General features: G+C 45.7%; 18 protein-coding genes. 7 read left to right on the forward strand and 11 right to left on the reverse strand.

Features of this window, described 5'->3' with window-relative positions; all coding sequences use genetic code 11:
• Positions 1-5: 5 nt before the first annotated feature.
• A complete protein-coding gene (locus BQ5375_RS11705) occupies positions 6-770 on the forward strand; it encodes an acyl-CoA dehydratase activase (RefSeq protein ID WP_022133136.1) in 765 nt (254 codons plus the stop codon).
• A gap of 57 nt (positions 771-827) precedes the next feature.
• Here the strand turns inward: BQ5375_RS11705 and BQ5375_RS11710 are convergent, their stop codons facing one another.
• Together BQ5375_RS11710 and BQ5375_RS11715 are read right to left on the reverse strand one after the other, a co-directional pair.
• Positions 828-1,295, reverse strand: coding sequence for a hypothetical protein (locus BQ5375_RS11710; protein WP_076917965.1), 468 nt, complete (start codon positions 1,293-1,295; stop codon positions 828-830).
• Between the two features lie 4 nt (positions 1,296-1,299).
• Positions 1,300-2,181, reverse strand: a complete 882-nt coding sequence (locus BQ5375_RS11715) for a hypothetical protein (protein ID WP_076917966.1) — start codon at positions 2,179-2,181, stop codon at positions 1,300-1,302.
• Positions 2,182-2,259: 78 nt separating this feature from the next.
• Here BQ5375_RS11715 and BQ5375_RS11720 point away from each other — a divergent pair, with 78 nt between their 5' ends.
• Together BQ5375_RS11720 and BQ5375_RS11725 are read left to right on the forward strand one after the other, a co-directional pair.
• On the forward strand, positions 2,260-3,030 hold the full coding sequence (locus BQ5375_RS11720; protein WP_076917967.1) for an N-acetylmuramoyl-L-alanine amidase: 771 nt from the start codon (positions 2,260-2,262) through the stop codon (positions 3,028-3,030).
• A 12-nt stretch (positions 3,031-3,042) separates the two neighbouring features.
• Positions 3,043-3,999, forward strand: a complete 957-nt coding sequence (locus BQ5375_RS11725) for a hypothetical protein (RefSeq protein ID WP_076917968.1) — start codon at positions 3,043-3,045, stop codon at positions 3,997-3,999.
• A 12-nt stretch (positions 4,000-4,011) separates the two neighbouring features.
• Here the strand turns inward: BQ5375_RS11725 and BQ5375_RS11730 are convergent, their stop codons facing one another.
• A complete protein-coding gene (locus BQ5375_RS11730) occupies positions 4,012-4,260 on the reverse strand; it encodes a hypothetical protein (RefSeq protein ID WP_022132173.1) in 249 nt (82 codons plus the stop codon).
• 151 nt (positions 4,261-4,411) lie between these two features.
• Here BQ5375_RS11730 and BQ5375_RS11735 point away from each other — a divergent pair, with 151 nt between their 5' ends.
• Positions 4,412-5,236 carry an MYG1 family protein gene (locus BQ5375_RS11735; protein WP_022132174.1) on the forward strand — a complete coding sequence of 275 codons (825 nt, stop codon included), beginning with the start codon at positions 4,412-4,414 and terminating at the stop codon, positions 5,234-5,236.
• 48 nt (positions 5,237-5,284) lie between these two features.
• On the opposite strand, the gene BQ5375_RS11740 is transcribed toward BQ5375_RS11735, so the two are convergent.
• The 4 genes from BQ5375_RS11740 to BQ5375_RS11755 form a co-directional block, all read right to left on the reverse strand.
• Positions 5,285-5,848, reverse strand: a complete 564-nt coding sequence (locus tag BQ5375_RS11740) for a DUF3783 domain-containing protein (protein WP_022132175.1) — start codon at positions 5,846-5,848, stop codon at positions 5,285-5,287.
• A 76-nt stretch (positions 5,849-5,924) separates the two neighbouring features.
• Positions 5,925-7,091 (reverse strand): Ger(x)C family spore germination protein, encoded by a 1,167-nt coding sequence (locus BQ5375_RS11745; RefSeq protein WP_076917969.1) that lies wholly within the window; start codon positions 7,089-7,091, stop codon positions 5,925-5,927.
• The gene (locus BQ5375_RS11750) at positions 7,088-8,215 is read right to left on the reverse strand and encodes a GerAB/ArcD/ProY family transporter (RefSeq protein ID WP_022132177.1); all 1,128 of its coding nucleotides are present in this window, start codon (positions 8,213-8,215) and stop codon (positions 7,088-7,090) included. The genes BQ5375_RS11745 and BQ5375_RS11750 overlap by 4 nt, the downstream gene beginning before the upstream one ends.
• Positions 8,209-9,801, reverse strand: a complete 1,593-nt coding sequence (locus BQ5375_RS11755; RefSeq protein ID WP_022132178.1) for a spore germination protein — start codon at positions 9,799-9,801, stop codon at positions 8,209-8,211. Before BQ5375_RS11755 ends, BQ5375_RS11750 begins: the two co-directional genes overlap by 7 nt.
• Positions 9,802-9,938: 137 nt before the next feature.
• Here BQ5375_RS11755 and BQ5375_RS11760 point away from each other — a divergent pair, with 137 nt between their 5' ends.
• Together BQ5375_RS11760 and BQ5375_RS11765 are read left to right on the forward strand one after the other, a co-directional pair.
• A complete protein-coding gene (locus BQ5375_RS11760) occupies positions 9,939-10,586 on the forward strand; it encodes a DUF421 domain-containing protein (RefSeq protein WP_235850001.1) in 648 nt (215 codons plus the stop codon).
• Between the two features lie 15 nt (positions 10,587-10,601).
• Positions 10,602-10,982, forward strand: coding sequence for a DUF4363 family protein (locus BQ5375_RS11765; protein ID WP_022132180.1), 381 nt, complete (start codon positions 10,602-10,604; stop codon positions 10,980-10,982).
• Between the two features lie 9 nt (positions 10,983-10,991).
• Here BQ5375_RS11765 and nrdR read toward each other — a convergent pair whose 3' ends face one another.
• From nrdR to BQ5375_RS11785, 4 genes are all read right to left on the reverse strand, one after another.
• The gene (gene nrdR, locus BQ5375_RS11770; protein ID WP_022132181.1) at positions 10,992-11,468 is read right to left on the reverse strand and encodes a transcriptional regulator NrdR; all 477 of its coding nucleotides are present in this window, start codon (positions 11,466-11,468) and stop codon (positions 10,992-10,994) included.
• A 153-nt stretch (positions 11,469-11,621) separates the two neighbouring features.
• Entirely contained in the window at positions 11,622-11,921 is a 300-nt protein-coding gene (locus BQ5375_RS11775) for a DUF6514 family protein (protein WP_022132592.1), read from the reverse strand.
• A 250-nt stretch (positions 11,922-12,171) separates the two neighbouring features.
• Positions 12,172-12,972: a sugar phosphate isomerase/epimerase family protein gene (locus tag BQ5375_RS11780; protein WP_022132591.1), complete on the reverse strand. Its 801-nt coding sequence runs from the start codon at positions 12,970-12,972 to the stop codon at positions 12,172-12,174.
• Between the two features lie 44 nt (positions 12,973-13,016).
• Positions 13,017-13,676 carry an HAD family hydrolase gene (locus BQ5375_RS11785; protein ID WP_022132590.1) on the reverse strand — a complete coding sequence of 220 codons (660 nt, stop codon included), beginning with the start codon at positions 13,674-13,676 and terminating at the stop codon, positions 13,017-13,019.
• A gap of 173 nt (positions 13,677-13,849) precedes the next feature.
• Here BQ5375_RS11785 and BQ5375_RS11790 point away from each other — a divergent pair, with 173 nt between their 5' ends.
• Positions 13,850-15,154, forward strand: coding sequence for a replication-associated recombination protein A (locus tag BQ5375_RS11790; protein ID WP_022132589.1), 1,305 nt, complete (start codon positions 13,850-13,852; stop codon positions 15,152-15,154).
• Positions 15,155-15,197: the final 43 nt, after the last annotated feature.

Here is a 15,197-nt window from a genome sequence, read left to right on the forward strand (position 1 = left end):
AAATTATGTTGACATTAGGAATCGATTCCGGTTCTACCACCACCAAAGGTGCATTGTTTGACGGTGAAAAGATCGTCCGCACTGCAATCCTTCCAACCTCTGCCAATCCAAAAGACAGCATCACCAAGCTGTATGACATTCTTTATAATCAGGATGTCGCCTACACCGTATCCACCGGATATGGTCGTGCACTGCTGGATCAGGCAGACAAACAGATTACAGAAATTACCTGCCATGCAAGAGGTGCAGCTTTCTTAAATCCAAGTATCCGCGCAATCGTGGATATTGGCGGCCAGGACTGCAAAGCTATCTTACTGGACAACGGACTTAACGTCGTTGACTTTATCATGAACGACAAATGCGCTGCTGGTACCGGTCGCTTTATTGAGGTGATGATGCGCATCCTGGAGGAAGATATTTCCAACATTGACCAATTCGTCGAAGGACATCAGCCAATGAACATCACCAGCATGTGTACCGTATTTGCAGAGAGTGAAATCGTCAGCCTTTTGGCAAAAGGCGCTGACAAAGGAGACATCGCACTTGGCATTATCAATTCGATCTGCCGACGCACCTCCTTCTTTGCACAGAAGCTGAATCTTTCGGGAGATATCTTTTTCAGCGGCGGCCTTGCAAAGTTCGAAATTTTCCGTTCCACTCTGGAGGGCTATCTGAAAATCCCGGTTCATACCTCTCCGCTTTCCCAGTATGCTGGTGCAATCGGTGCTGCCGTCATCGGTTATAACAAAGTAAATCGCACTCAAATCTAAATTACTGTATCAAAAAAGCTCCATCCTTTGATGGAGCTTTTTTATTGTACCAATTTTCTATACAAGTTCTGCTGTTACAGACGGATTATCCCGGGCCATCACGGTATCGTTACCCTTATCTGCTTCCAGAATAAAGCTTACCTGAATGTTTTCTCCCGCCGGAACATACCATTGATAGGCGCCGCCACGTTCCCACTGGGCAAAAGCGGTATCCATTGCATAATAAAAATCATTACCGTCCGCACTGCAAAAAGCGCTGCCGGGATAAAACGATCCGTCAATTGCAGACTGATTCTCGATGGTACAAACCATCAGATAGTAATCATACCTTGCAATATCCAGCGTCTCATCCGGAGGAGCAATCGCTTTAATGTTTTGCTCATCCAGTTTCTGCACACTGTCAATTGAGACAAGACAGATCTTGCTGTAATCAGCATATTTAAGCTGGCTGATTGTCTCAAAGGCTGTGGCAACACACATCAGCAGCAAAAAGAAGATAAAAATGAAATTTCCTACTTTTTTCATTTTGCTATGCCTCCTTTTGCAGCTTAACCTGAATACGGCTGTCTGCTTTTTCTACTCCGACAAATGGTATGGTACTGTTTTGCTGAATACAGAACGTTTGTTCTTCCTTCTGAATTTCTTCCGGCAGCAGGAAAATGATTCCCTTTAAACCTGCTTCTTCCTCATCATAACCAACAACGGGGGAAGCACCATATTGTTCGCAGACCTCCTCCTCAACAATCCAAGAATAGGTCGGGCGATAAACATGTCCGCCAGCTTTCAGATAAACGGTCTGACCGCTGTCATTGGTGAGAAATTCTCCATCGGTTTCCAGGTTTAGAAAGACCGCTGTCAGTCTCATATCATCCCAGAAAGTCTGATTTTGTGAAAGCTCTGCTATCCATTCTTCGGTCAGTTCCAATGACTGGCTATCCTCGACAGAAGCGACTATTCCGTTATCCAATTCAAAACTTTCCTGCATCTCGTACTCACGAATCGTGATCGAACCGATCTGCTCCATCACCCGCCTGCGGATTGGTTCCCGCAGAAGTTCACATCCCTGCTGTACCAGCATCAGGACAACACAGAAAATAGCAAGTCTGCTGAAAATAAATCCCAGACATCCGCCCTTTCCTTTGTTTTTTTCTAGCGAAGGAACATTTTGCTGTACTGGTCTGGATTTTGGTTTCCAGGAGATCTGTTTTTTCTGATCTTCCGGTTCTTCCTGTTCCTGCTGCTGCGGTTCCCGTCGATATTTTCCATGATCCTGATAGCTTTTTTCCTCTGCATAAGAGCCGTTTGGATCTGCCGTTTCTCTGTTGATCGGATTATAACTTCCGCACTTTGGACACAGTTCATCGATATCCGTATCGTACCGTTTGCCGCAGGATTGACACGTTATTTTCATGTTTGCCCTCCTTTTTTCACATTTTTATTTTGTTTTTCATATTATGGAAGGAAAAGAAATGAAACGAGGTGTTTCCCCTTGCCAAAAATCTATTTAAGCCCATCCACTCAGGACGGAAACCTTTATGTAAATGACAAAAATGAAGAGTACTGGATGAATCTCATTGCCGACGCAATGGAACCTTACCTTCTTGCAAGCGGCATTGAGTTTGTCCGCAACGATCCGCAAAAAACCGTTGTTGACTCCATCGCTCAGTCCAATCTATCCCATTATGGCATGCATGTTGCCATCCACTCCAATGCGTCTCCTGAGGAAATGGCAGGACTTTTGCAGGGCAGCGATATTTACTATCGTCCCGGCAGCAGCCAGAACGCTATTCTGAGTCAACGTTTTGCAAATATCGTTGCAGAGGAGCTCAAAAAAATTTATCCAAATCCTCAGCGAGTCAACGCCCGTCCTACCGACACTCTGGCCGAGGTACTGCAAACCAACTCCCCAGCGGTGCTGATTGAAGTTGCCTACCATGACAATCTCCAGGATGCCCAGTGGATCCAGCAGAACATACAGCCAATTGCGGAAAGTATCGTCCGCGCACTCACTACTTATTTTGGTATCCCGTTTGCAATGCCTCAGTCGGTACGAACCGGTATTGTCGAGACGGGAGGTGCAAATCTCAATATCCGCAGCATGCCTACCACCAACTCTACCATCGTGGCGCTGGCACCCAACGGCGCAGAGCTCACCATCTATTCCGAAAGTGAATCATCGGATGGAAAATGGTATGCCGTCCGCTATCGGAATGCAACCGGATATGTCTATGCACCTTATGTCCGCATTCTGGAATCGTAAGGAGGTATTTTCATGAAAATCTTCCAATGCGCAAACAACGCCTGTTCCGGCGGCGCTCCGATGGTTTTTCCTCAGAGTGCCCTGTCTGTCCAGGATATCTTGAATATGCAGGAGGCAAATCTTCTGGGAACGCTCCCATCCGGGCTGCTTCCCTGCAACAGTTCCTGCTATGGATGTCCTCTGTCCGCTTCCAATTCTTGCCAGAACGCTTCCAGCCTCTTTCCACTGACTGGCTCATGCTACACAAACGGTTCTTCTGGGGCAGAATCCAATTCCTCTGCTGCACAGCAAAGCTGTTCTCCCGGTATTTTTCCGCTCAGCAACTCTGCTGACAACTGTCCACCGGCTTCTGCTGTGCAAACACAAGCCACTATTCAGAACACTTCCTCCACCGATTGTACTCCCTGCTCTTCTGCCATGCCGCTTTCTATCGGGATTTTCCCTCTGATGGACTCTCCCACTAACTGTCCACCTGCTACGACACCCGCAGCACCACTTGGTACAGTGGCTGCTCCACCAGTCGTTCCCGCGCCGGTATCCAGAGCCGCCGCTCCTTCTCTGCCAGTACAAAATGCTGTACAGTTTCTGGTTAAAACACTTGCATCATCCAATCAGCCTATCCCTGCACAACCAGACGTTATTCGCGGCGAAGACATCTCACTGGAAGAAGAAAAGATTGTATTTGCTCCCGGTGCTTTGTATCTGGTCAGCTATCAGCTTGATGCTCAGCCCCAGAGCGGCAGCTTTGCAGAAATTTCTGCAGAAATTGACAACGAGCTGCATCCGGAATTTTCCAGCACACAGCATTTTCTCTCGGATCAGGAGCAATTCTATCATGCTTTTCTGCATCACCTGTTTTTGCTGGATACCACACAAAACGACTCTCCCGCTGCCTTAACCCTCACACTGCATACAGACAGCACCGCTCCAGTTCCTTTGAAAGGACACCTTCTGGCGTTCCGACTGTAATCATTTCTGTTACTATTCTTTTTTCTGGAAACCCGGAAGTTCCTGTTCGATCTTGCAGTTAAAATCGTTTTGTGCTCCGCAGTAAGGGCAGTCAACTAAAATGCTGTAAATCTGTTCGGTGACAAGTAAAATTCCTTTCACTGCTGCACTTTTTCCATCATCGTGCACAACTTGCAGATAGCTTTCCTGTTCCGGCTGATAATACCAAGTAAAGGTCTCTCCACACTTGTGACAACGGTGAGTATCTTTATACAAAGCCATAAAAATCCTTCCTTTCTTATCTTTTCCTATTATACCATCCTTTTTTACTCTCTTCCAGTAATTCCTCCTTCTTTTTTGTCATCTTTCCTGTTTTATGGTATAATCTGTGATAAGACAAACAGAATCATATTTTTTGAATGGAGGATTTTTTATGACGACTGTTCCCAAAATCGCGCTCACTCATGCCGGCAAATTCCATGCTGATGATGTTTTTTCCGCAGCACTGCTGCGTTTGATCTATCCTGATATTCAATTTCAGCGTGTATTTTCCGTTCCGGAAGATTTCGATGGCCTTGTCTTTGATATTGGTTGGGGAAAATTTGACCATCATCAGAGCGGTGCTCCTGTACGAGAGAATGGTGTTCCGTATGCTGCATTTGGGCTTTTGTGGAGAGAATACGGTTCCCAGCTTGTCGGTGAGGAAGCACAGCGCTTTGACGAACATTTCATCCAGCCGCTGGATCTTGAGGACAATACCGGATGCGGTCATCCGCTTGCGGCTGCAATTGCAGCCTTTAATCCATGCTGGGACTCTGACGAAAATCCTGATGATAATTTCCAGAAGGCTCTGGATGTTGCGTTTGCCATTCTCTCCCGCAAAATTGAGGAAGTAAACGGTATCCGCCGTGCAGGTGCATTGGTAAAGGAAGCTGTCTTAAAGATGCGGGATGACATCATTGTGCTAGATCGCTATGCCCCATGGAAACAGTTTGTGCTGGATTCTTCTGCTTTGTTTGTGGTTTCCCCATCCCAGCGCGGCGGATTCAGCGCACAGGGTGTTCCGGTAAGTGCGCAGGACAATACGCTCCGCCTTCCATTCCCTCAGGAATGGGCAGGAAAATCGGCTTCGGAGCTTCAGCAGATGACTGGAATCAAAACCCTACGTTTTTGCCACAACAACCGTTTTCTGATTTCCGCAGATACACAGGAAGACGCCATCGCGGCATGTTATCTTGCAAAAAAACTTTCTCACTAGTCTTTATTCCATCAAAAAAAGCATCGGAGTATTCCGATGCTTTTTTATTTAAAACAGATTTTCCAGGCGGTCTGCCAGGCTTTCCAGCTCCTCACGGTCAGGCTGTTTGTCCTCGCGTCCCCTCATGCGGGCCAGTGCATCCTTGGCAAGCTTTACAAGCTGCTGTGCCTCTTCATTTTCCAGAGTCTGCGCACGCATACTCAGACGCTTTAAGCGTTCCATCGCCAGAAACAACTCATGCTCTTTGCGCACTTCCTCAATCAGCTCTCCAAACACCCAGCTCTCATTATGCGGTGTAATAACCATCTTAACTGGGAGATCGATCTGCTCACGATTGAGCGCATTTAACAGCTGATCCAAGCGTTTTCCTGCGATTCCTCCCATTGCCATAGCCGGTGTCTGCGGAATCTGCTGCAGTTCTTGACGTTCACCGTCTTCCTTTCTGCGGTACTCAGCAAGTTCGCCGGTTGTAAAACAAAGCTCCTGCTGTGTTACCGCTTTCCATCTGATTCCCATCTGCTCTAAAATTTCGGGGAGTTTATCGCCATTTTTGATTTTCTCCTGCTGATACAGCAGTACGATTTCTGGTTTGGGTGCAATCTTCGCTTTCATCTTTCCTTCTCCTTTTCGTTTGCTCCCATTTTACCATATCTTTCCCCACTTTTCCAGAGCCTGTTTTGCGCAACGATTATGTTGCCTTGCTATCGACCTGGAAATGCTTGCTTTCCAAACCAGGATGGTCAATACGGCAGTCCACACTGATATTGATCGTCATCTGGTCGATGACCTTATCCCAATCCTGCTGGTTTTCTTTCCAATATTCCGGCTCATACTTCTTGATAAACTCTGAATATCGAAATACATCGCACTTTTCTTCCAGCAACACCTTATCAATGGTATGCTGTACTGTCTCTTTAATCTGCCCCGCTACTTCATTCTGGATTTCTTCTAGCTCTCCAATTTCGGTACCGCCGCCGCGGTCAAAGCTGACCTCATGCACACTTCCTTCTGACTGGATGGAAAGGTCGAGTACCGGCTTTCCTCGCTCCAACCTGACCTTTGCCTTCGTTTTGCTGTTATCCAGTTCCACCGAAGCGCGGGATGCTTTATCCTCGCCAAAATCAACGGTAATAATTGCCCTTGCCAATTCATCCGTTGCCCAAAGGACACCCTTTGCTTCTTCTATGGAAAGAGTGTCTTTAAGTTTCCCATCCCGAAATACCGCCATTCCCGAAATTTTCAGCTTCTTTTCTTCATTTTCTGAGCTGACGGTTTCAATCAATGGAAGATATGGTTCAGCACGATCACTTTGTAGACGGTTCATCACATCTTTCAGGGTTGGTCTTCCCAAAAGTCCATTTTTCTGTCCCTGCTGCACCATACTTTTTAACTGTGTTGGGGTGCTTCCTTCCCCAGACTGAGCACGAATCACTTCTTCTGCCTGTCCCTGAGCCATCACCACATACAGCTCCGGACTTACCTCATGATTGGAATTAAAAAAGTTGAGTACCCCTTCCAGTCCCTGTTCGGCGGCCTTTTCTCCCACTACCAGAAAACTGCTGTTGCCAAAAAAGACCTTGTTTCCATTGTAGTGACTCACCTGATCCACTGCCTCACTGATCGATCTTCCCTTCGTCTGAATGACAAGCGACTGAGATTCCGAGGTTTTCTCCCCCGATTGTGCCTGTGGAGAAAATTGCAGCATAGTCAATAGATACTCTTCTCCATCCATATCCACTCCCACCATTTTGATAATCGTTCTCTCTTTTAGCTCGGCTGCATTCATACACCCTGTCAGGCAAAGAGGGAGCAGGACAATCAGCAGAGCCAAAAATATTCCGCTTATTTTTCTCATGCTTTTTCCCCCTCTGAAAGCTGTTTTGGATTCTGATTTTTGTCCTGTCTCCAACGCAAAAATAAAAGCAAAAGGGGAAGCAGCACAAGCAACCCATACATCGGGATTCCACTTGCTAAAAACTGATAAATTCCCTGAAACAGTTTGATATAACGAACAGATACTGTAGAAATCAGCAGTACCAGAATTCCATTTACAGCCATCATCCATTTTCCCCATCGATATCCCATCAGCTCTCCCAGCATTCTGGTTGCAAGCAGCAGATATACCGCTGCCCGGACTAAACTGACTGCCACCCAGATGGCAACTACAATATAATCAAATCGATAGTAAACATTGGAGCCAGAAAGGATAAACAGGGTATAAATTGGAAAGTTTCTGGTCTCACCATAGCTTCCCAGAACTGTTACGGCAGCGAAGCTTACCAATACCAAAATAATGCTGACAATGCTGTGATAACGCAGGAAAACACCTTTTCCGGAAGGAGTACGCAGGTTGGAAAGCAGTAAGGCCAATGCAATCAGCTCGATATTTTGTGTAAAATAAAGGCTGGAGGAATAGAGCACCGTTCCAATTCCTTCATAAAGAGGAGAAATCAGATTGAGGGTATCCACAAATCGCCACAGCCCCAGGCCCACCAGAAGTGAGGACAGGATAGTTGCTGCTAAAAGAATCACTGACATCCTGCTGATGGCTTCCAAGCCTAAAAATACAAGGTAAAGGACAGACGCACAAAAAATGATGCCAACCCAAAAGGTGCTTGCCTGCGGATAAACTGCACTGGTCAAAAACAGCGTAAACTGCGCGACTGTTTCAGACGCAACCACAATACAAACCAGATAAAATGCTGCTGCACTAAACCTTCCCACTCCTGGGGAAAGCTGTTTTGCTACCTGCTGCAAATTCATTCCGGGATACTGCCGCAACAGAAAAAACAATGGAATCATCACCAGAAAGGTCAGGAAAAAACCAACGATAATCGAAAGGATCGCAACGCTTCCACCCACAGAATGGTGGGTGTTTGGCAAAAAGATCAGGATGATAAACATTCGCGACAAAATCAACAGCGCACTCAGCTGAGCTGCTTTAATTTGGGGAACGCGAATCTGTTCATTTGTCAGCATGATTTTTTATCCTCCTTATTTTCGTTCAGTCGGCTTCCCGGCAGATTCTGTACATGCAGACGCAGCTTTCCAAGCTTTTTCCAGCTGCTTCTCCAGAAGTTATCCCGTAAATCAGCTGTTGACCAGGGGCTGGTCGGTGCCATGATTGGAATTCCAAACGATTCCAGCGCACAAAGATTGCACAAAAGAAGCACAAACCCAACAGAAATTCCAAACAACCCCCAGGTTCCGCCCACAATGATGAACACAAACTTCAGTACTGCTGCTGGTTCGTATAAAGATGGCACTACAAAGGAGCTCAGTGCTGTCAGTGCAACCACCATCACCATGGAAGAACCGATAATGCCTGCCTGAACAGCGGCATCTCCAATGACCAACGCTCCGATAATGCTGACTGCATGTCCCACCGGACGCGGCAGGCGGAGTCCTGCTTCTCGCATAATCTCATAAATCAGGTGTATGATAAACGCTTCGGTCATCATGGAAAACGGCGTCTGCTGCTCAGAAGCAGCAATATTAAACAACAGGCTATCCGGCAGCATCTGCGGACTGAACACGGTAATCGCTACATATAACCCCGGCAGAAAGACCGAGAGGAAAAAGGCAAAATACTTGAGCAGCCTGATAAAAGAGCCATAATAAGGACGATAGGAGTAGTCGTCCATACTTTGAAAATGCTCGGAAAACAGATAAGGAACAATCAGTGCAAAAGGAGTTCCGTCCACCAGAATTCCGATTCTTCCCTCATTTATTTTCGCGCACAATGTATCCGGTCGTTCGGTCGTTCCCACAGAAGAAAAAGGTGATTTCGGATTGCCCTCCAGATAAGGGCTGAGATATCCCTGGCTGAGCACAATATCGGAGCTGAGATTGCTCAGTTTTTCCCTCACTGCCTGCACTAATTTAGGGTCGGCTGTATCGGTCAGGTAGACAAGGCAGATATCCGTCCTGCTTTTTTGTCCCACCGGATACATCTCAAATTTCAAGCTGGGAGAACGGATTCGGCGCCGTATCATGGTTTGATTGATTCGGACTGGTTCCACAAATCCTTCCCGTGAACCGGTAATGTTCATCTCGGTACTCGGCTCGGAAACAGAGCGAAAATTAAATCCCTGCATTCCGCAAGCTATTCCACGATCTACCCCGTCAATTAACAGAATAACAAATCCCGCCATCAAAAAGGTAAACAACTCATCATAGGTAAAAAACTCTTTCTGATCTCCGGAAAAAACGGTGTTTTTGCTCACCCAATGGGCTACTGCCTCGCCATCCGCATTTGGGATGGAAACTTCGCTGAGAGGGCGCACCATAATCTGGGTAAACATCTGAAGATTAATCATTCCCTCACACATCAAAATTCCAACTTTTACCCCGCTGACCTCGATTTGACGATCAAGCAGGTCGCTGGTATTTTGCGAAAAAGCACGGATTTTTACCATGTTTTCCATCAGGTCCTTTTGAAGCCGTACCTGTGCGTCCTTTCTGGAACCGACACCCTGCGGGATAGACGAATCAAACAATCCCCCCTGTTCCTGCGACTTTTTGTTGTTTTGAGAGGAAAACATTTCTTTCCAAATGTTGTTCATTGTTCCACTTCCTCATTTTACAAATTCTTTTCCCTCCTAGTATCTGCATAAAACATCCATTTTATACCGATACTATCTGCATGAAAATTTGAAAGGAAAGTGGTTTTATGCTCGTCTCCTTCTTAAGGACACTCATTTTGTACATTGTTGTCATCTTTGGAATGCGCATTATGGGAAAACGCCAGCTCGGCCAGTTACAGCCCTCTGAACTGGTCATCACTATCTTGATTTCCAACATTGCCACCCTGCCAATTGAAAACAGCGACGTTCCTCTGATTCTTGGCATTATTCCGATTTTAACCCTCATGTGCTTTGAGGTCATCCTGTCCGTTTTGACACTAAAGAGCATTCGTTTTCGTCGTCTGATCTGGGGAAACACCAAAATCCTGATTCAAGATGGAAAAATCAAACAGCAGGAACTTGCTGACCTTCGCTATTCGGTAGATGACCTGATGGAACAGCTTCGCACCAACGGCATCTTTGATCTGCGCGAAGTGGAGTTTGCCCTTACTGAAACGACCGGACAGCTTTCCATCTGCAAAAAGACCTCCTGCGAAACGCTCAATCCCAAAACAGCCGGCATCAAGGTAACCGAAACCCCTCCGCCTTCCATCGTCATCAGCGATCGAAAGGTGCTGTCTGAAGGTATGAAAAACTGTATGCTTTCTCAGAAAGAGTTGGATCGTATTCTGAAAAAAGAAGGATACAAGCCAGAGGAAGTTTTCCTGATGACCTGTACCCCACAAAAGGATTATTATATTGTTCCGCTGGAAAAGAAACACTAGCCGGGAGGTATTTTCTTGAAACGTCTTTATGCCACCATCGCCTTACTTTTGGGTATTCTTTCGCTTTCTCTGTTTGCTTTGTTCCAATGCAGGTACTACTGCACACAAACTGCTGAACAGGTTTCTCAAATTATTCAATATGCAGAAAATGGCCGCCTGGATCAGGCAGCCATTCTTGCTGAGCAGTTGAGTGAGTCATGGAGCAAAACAAAGAACTCCATGGTATGGTATATCCGGTACGAACCTCTGGAACGAATCAGTGACATCACTTCCCATTTGGAGTTTCTTGCCAGATACAATGATCTTCCACAGCTGATGGCACAGGCAAACCAATTGCTTACCTGTGTTCATGAGCTTTATGATAACGAGCTTCCTCTTCTTCGAAATCTTGTTTAAATCAGGAATTTATTTCAGGATGTTCTCGCTTTCTTTTTCTTCCAAAATTTTTCTCAGCTCATCCATAAATGAGTTAATATCCTGAAATTCCCGATAAACAGATGCAAAACGAACATATGCTACCTGATCGACCTGACGCAGCTGTTCCATTGCAAGCTCCCCGATTTTCTGGGAGCTCACTTCCCCTTCCAGAGAGTTTTTCAGCTTCTGTTCGATTTGATCGACCATCTGTTCCAGGCATTTGAGTGACACCGGCCTTTTTTCGCATGCCCGCAACAGCCCATTGAGCAGTTTATCGCGATTGAACGGTTCAATCGTATTGTCTTTTTTTACTACCATCAATGGTGTCGTTTCAACAATCTCATAGGTCGTAAACCGTTTTCCACAGCGCATACACTCTCTGCGCCGGCGGATTTTTTCATCCTCATCCGTCGGTCTTGAATCGATTACCTTACTTTCGGAATATTGACAGTATGGACATTTCATATCTCGGGATTCCTTTCCTTTAGGCGCCTTTTGGCGCCAGCATCTTCTATGATGTCGGACGGTTTGTCTGAGACAGGGGAGATTTCCCCTGTCTCGCTTGGAAATATTATACCATACTGCACACCGATTTGTACAATCTTTTCCAGAAGTTTTTTATTCTCTCAACCCAAAAGGCTCCCCGTAAATCGTTCCCAGAAAGTCTTCGATCACATCATCAAGGTGGCAAAGAGAAAGTTTTTCCCGATTGCACAATTCCACCAAGTGTTCCAAACAGGCTTTTTCGGTTGTAACATCCTTTCGCTGTTCGAGCTTATGACCTTTCCTGTAAGCGGCAATTCCATACGTTTTGATGGAAATTCCCTCTGTCATAAGCTCTGTTACGCTGTCTTCTATTCTATATTCGATTTCTTCTGGCTCCTGTTGATCCTTGCACCGCACGAAGTTATTTCTCACCAGCTCTCACCTCAAATATTTCTTGTTTTTTCAAGGACTGGAAACAGTATCTCAGAAGTATTCCGCTGACGTTATTCACATCACTGCCTGAAGCTATTATATCATTCCCTTTTAGAACATGCTTTTGCAATGATGCACAATTTCTGTCTGTCAAAAATCACTTGCTGTATACTTTAATGAAAAACCTTTGCTGTTTTTGGTCAAAATTAAATTTATCAGTCGAATATTGTCTACTTTTCAGTTTTTTTATTTAAAGTGTCGATATCAACTGTTCCAAATTGCGGTAGCCCAACAGAACTTCTTCTTCTTTTTCGTAGCTTTCGCGATATAGCTCCTGTAAAACAGTACCACAAAATCCACGCTCTTTCAATGCCTTTAACAGTTCCTCGAGTTTCATCTGACCCGATCCAACCGGCAGACAATCTTTGATTTCGTCGCTGTCACTGATGTGAACATGAACAATGCTGCTTCCCAGAAATCTTACATATTCCATCGGGTCCTGGCCAGAACGGATTGCCTGTTTAATATCCAGAACAAATTTCATTTGTGGATAATATTCTTTGAGCTTTACAAAATATTCAGGATCTTTTCCTCTGCACCGCACTACATTTTCATAGGCAATGCTGACACCATATTCCCGTTGTGCCAGAAGGTCCATCTGTTTAATCTGTTCAAAGCCCTTTTCCAACGGCATCTTGCTGTATGGGCTGTCTCCATGAAAGACCAGCAGCTGGGCTCCTAAAATTTGTGCTGCCCGAAAATAGTTCCGGTAGATCTCCAGTCCGTCCTCAAACCGTCCTGGATATTCCGAGAAAAAATAGAGCGATTCACTGCCGGAAGTAAAGGGATGAACCGACGCAACACGGGTTCCTGCCTGTTTGCAGATCTGTGCCAGTTTTTGAACATAATCTTCCTTTAATTCGCGCGGGGAATTAAAAAAGACTTCAATATTGGGAATATTCCATGCTGCCAGCTTTTGCACTGCATGGATTGTCTCTGTCGGAAAAAAACAGGCACTGGAAACTCCAACCTGAACCCTATCCTGCTGCATCCGATCATCTCCTTATCTTCACAAATTCATTCTATATGCTTTCTCTATGCCATCAGCTTTTTAACCAGCTGCGGCAGCTGGGAAGGTTTTTGGATCACATAGCACGCATCGTGTTCTTCCAGCTCCTCACGGGTACGAAAGCCCCATTCCACCCCGATTGTGGTGATTCCCGCATTCTTTCCGGTGTCCATATCAACACTGGAATCTCCGCAATAAAGACATTCTTCCGGTTTGACTCCCAGCTTTTCCAAAGCCAAAAACAGTCCGGTTGGGTCCGGCTTTACCGGAATTCCAGCACGGTTTCCTGCAATCAGCTCAAAACGTTCCCCAAAGAGGGTACGGCACAGCTTACCGGCAAACTCATCCGGTTTGTTGGAAAATACTGCCAGCTTTAATCCCATCTTAGAAAGCTCATCCAGCGCCTCTTCCATCCCCTCATAAGGTTTTGTGTTGCGCAGGTAGTTTTTATCATAATATGCTTTGAATGCTGCCTTGACCTGATCGGCAAGTTCTTTGGTATACTTTTCTTCTCCGATTGCGCGGCGCATCTGGGTGTCTACTCCATTGCCGACAATTTTACGGTACTCCTCTATTTTATGCGGCGGCAGATTAAAATCCGCAAGTGCCTGATTGGTACATTCTCCCAAATCGGTCAGTGTATCACAAATTGTTCCGTCCAAATCAAAAATGATTGCTTTTATCATATATATCCTTCTTTCCTTGACGGTCTTTTTTTATTTTAATCTTCCTTCCTCTCCTTGTCAAACATAGTTTTCTCTTGAACAATCTCTTTTTAGCGTCTATAATGATATTATTCTTTCGTTCACTGGAAATCTAAATTGACAGAACGCTTGTATCCTAAAGGAGGACTGTCATCATGAATGCACCACTTGCGGACCAGATGCGCCCGCAGACCATCGATGAAGTGGTTGGACAAAGCCATATTCTTTCCAAAAATGGAATTCTATACCGCATTGCTCAATCCGGTCATGCAACCAATCTGATTTTTTACGGTCCGCCTGGAACCGGCAAAACTACCGTCGCCCGCATCATTGCAAAGCAGGCTGGCAAAAAGCTGTATAAGCTCAACGGCACCACCGCCAGCACCGCTGACTTTAAGGAAATCATCTCTTCTCTGGATACCTTTGAAGGGATGAACGGTGTTGTTTTGTATCTGGATGAGATCCAGTATCTCAACAAAAAGCAGCAGCAAACCCTTCTGGAATTTCTGGAAAACGGACAGATTACCCTGATTGCTTCCACCACAGAAAATCCATATTTTTATATTTATAACGCTATCATTTCACGAAGCACCGTCTTTGAATTTAAGCCGGTCACTCCGGAAGAAATCGAAAAGGCTCTTGTCCGCGGTGTAAAGATTTTGGAATCTCAAGCTCAGGAACAGGGATTCTCCCTTACTGTTGAAGACCATGTTCTGCGCAGCATTGCTCTTTCCTGCGGCGGTGATGTCCGCAAATCCATCAATACACTGGAAGTAGCCTTTTTATCTGCACCGGTAACAGACGGTGTTAAATCCATCACTGCAGAGCAACTGCGAAGCATCTCCCAGCGGGCTGCCTTGCGCTATGACAAAAGCGATGATGTCCACTACGATCTTCTTTCCGCCCTGCAAAAATCTATCCGGGGCTCGGATGAAAATGCAGCACTGCATTATCTTGCACGCCTGCTGGAAGCAGGAGACCTCATCTCGCCCTGCCGCCGTCTGCTCGTGATTGCAAGTGAGGATGTCGGCATGGCATATCCAATGTGTGCCGTTATCGTCAAAGCCTGTGTGGACAGTGCATTGCAGCTGGGACTTCCTGAAGCGCGTATTCCGCTTGCTCAGGCGGTTGTCACCATGGCTACCGCACCGAAATCCAATTCCTCCTATATGGCGATCAATCAGGCCATTGCGGATGTCCGTGCCGGAAAAATCGGCGATTTCCCTCGTTGCCTGCAAAATAAGCATTTTGATGGTGCTGAAGTAGAAAACAAAGGTCAGTTTTACAAATACCCTCACGACTATCCTGACCATTATGTCCGTCAGCAATATTTGCCGGATATTTTGCAGGGAACAGTATATTATCATTTCGGTCAAAACAAAACCGAGGATGCTGCTCGCCGCTACCGGGAAACCCTGCTTTCCAATTTGGAAAAGCGCGAAAAAGGACAGATAAATTAATTATCAATCTTTATATTCTGGGAAAAACTGTTTAAAAAAACCT

The organism is Negativibacillus massiliensis (assembly GCF_900148495.1).
GTDB lineage: Bacteria > Bacillota > Clostridia > Oscillospirales > Ruminococcaceae > Negativibacillus > Negativibacillus massiliensis.

Excerpts from the sequence above, each read along its gene's own strand:
- BQ5375_RS11780 (WP_022132591.1), bottom strand. The coding sequence starts at position 12,972 with ATGCAGCAGGATAGGGTTCAGGTTGGAGTTTCCAGTGCCTGTTTTTTT.
- BQ5375_RS11725 (WP_076917968.1), top strand. The coding sequence starts at position 3,043 with ATGAAAATCTTCCAATGCGCAAACAACGCCTGTTCCGGCGGCGCTCCG.
- BQ5375_RS11750 (WP_022132177.1), bottom strand. The coding sequence starts at position 8,215 with ATGCTGACAAATGAACAGATTCGCGTTCCCCAAATTAAAGCAGCTCAG.
- BQ5375_RS11710 (WP_076917965.1), bottom strand. The coding sequence starts at position 1,295 with ATGAAAAAAGTAGGAAATTTCATTTTTATCTTCTTTTTGCTGCTGATG.
- BQ5375_RS11715 (WP_076917966.1), bottom strand. The coding sequence starts at position 2,181 with ATGAAAATAACGTGTCAATCCTGCGGCAAACGGTACGATACGGATATC.
- BQ5375_RS11705 (WP_022133136.1), top strand. The coding sequence starts at position 6 with ATGTTGACATTAGGAATCGATTCCGGTTCTACCACCACCAAAGGTGCA.
- BQ5375_RS11790 (WP_022132589.1), top strand. The coding sequence starts at position 13,850 with ATGAATGCACCACTTGCGGACCAGATGCGCCCGCAGACCATCGATGAA.
- nrdR (WP_022132181.1), bottom strand. The coding sequence starts at position 11,468 with ATGAAATGTCCATACTGTCAATATTCCGAAAGTAAGGTAATCGATTCA.
- BQ5375_RS11785 (WP_022132590.1), bottom strand. The coding sequence starts at position 13,676 with ATGATAAAAGCAATCATTTTTGATTTGGACGGAACAATTTGTGATACA.
- BQ5375_RS11745 (WP_076917969.1), bottom strand. The coding sequence starts at position 7,091 with ATGAGAAAAATAAGCGGAATATTTTTGGCTCTGCTGATTGTCCTGCTC.
- BQ5375_RS11735 (WP_022132174.1), top strand. The coding sequence starts at position 4,412 with ATGACGACTGTTCCCAAAATCGCGCTCACTCATGCCGGCAAATTCCAT.
- BQ5375_RS11730 (WP_022132173.1), bottom strand. The coding sequence starts at position 4,260 with ATGGCTTTGTATAAAGATACTCACCGTTGTCACAAGTGTGGAGAGACC.
- BQ5375_RS11740 (WP_022132175.1), bottom strand. The coding sequence starts at position 5,848 with ATGAAAGCGAAGATTGCACCCAAACCAGAAATCGTACTGCTGTATCAG.
- BQ5375_RS11755 (WP_022132178.1), bottom strand. The coding sequence starts at position 9,801 with ATGAACAACATTTGGAAAGAAATGTTTTCCTCTCAAAACAACAAAAAG.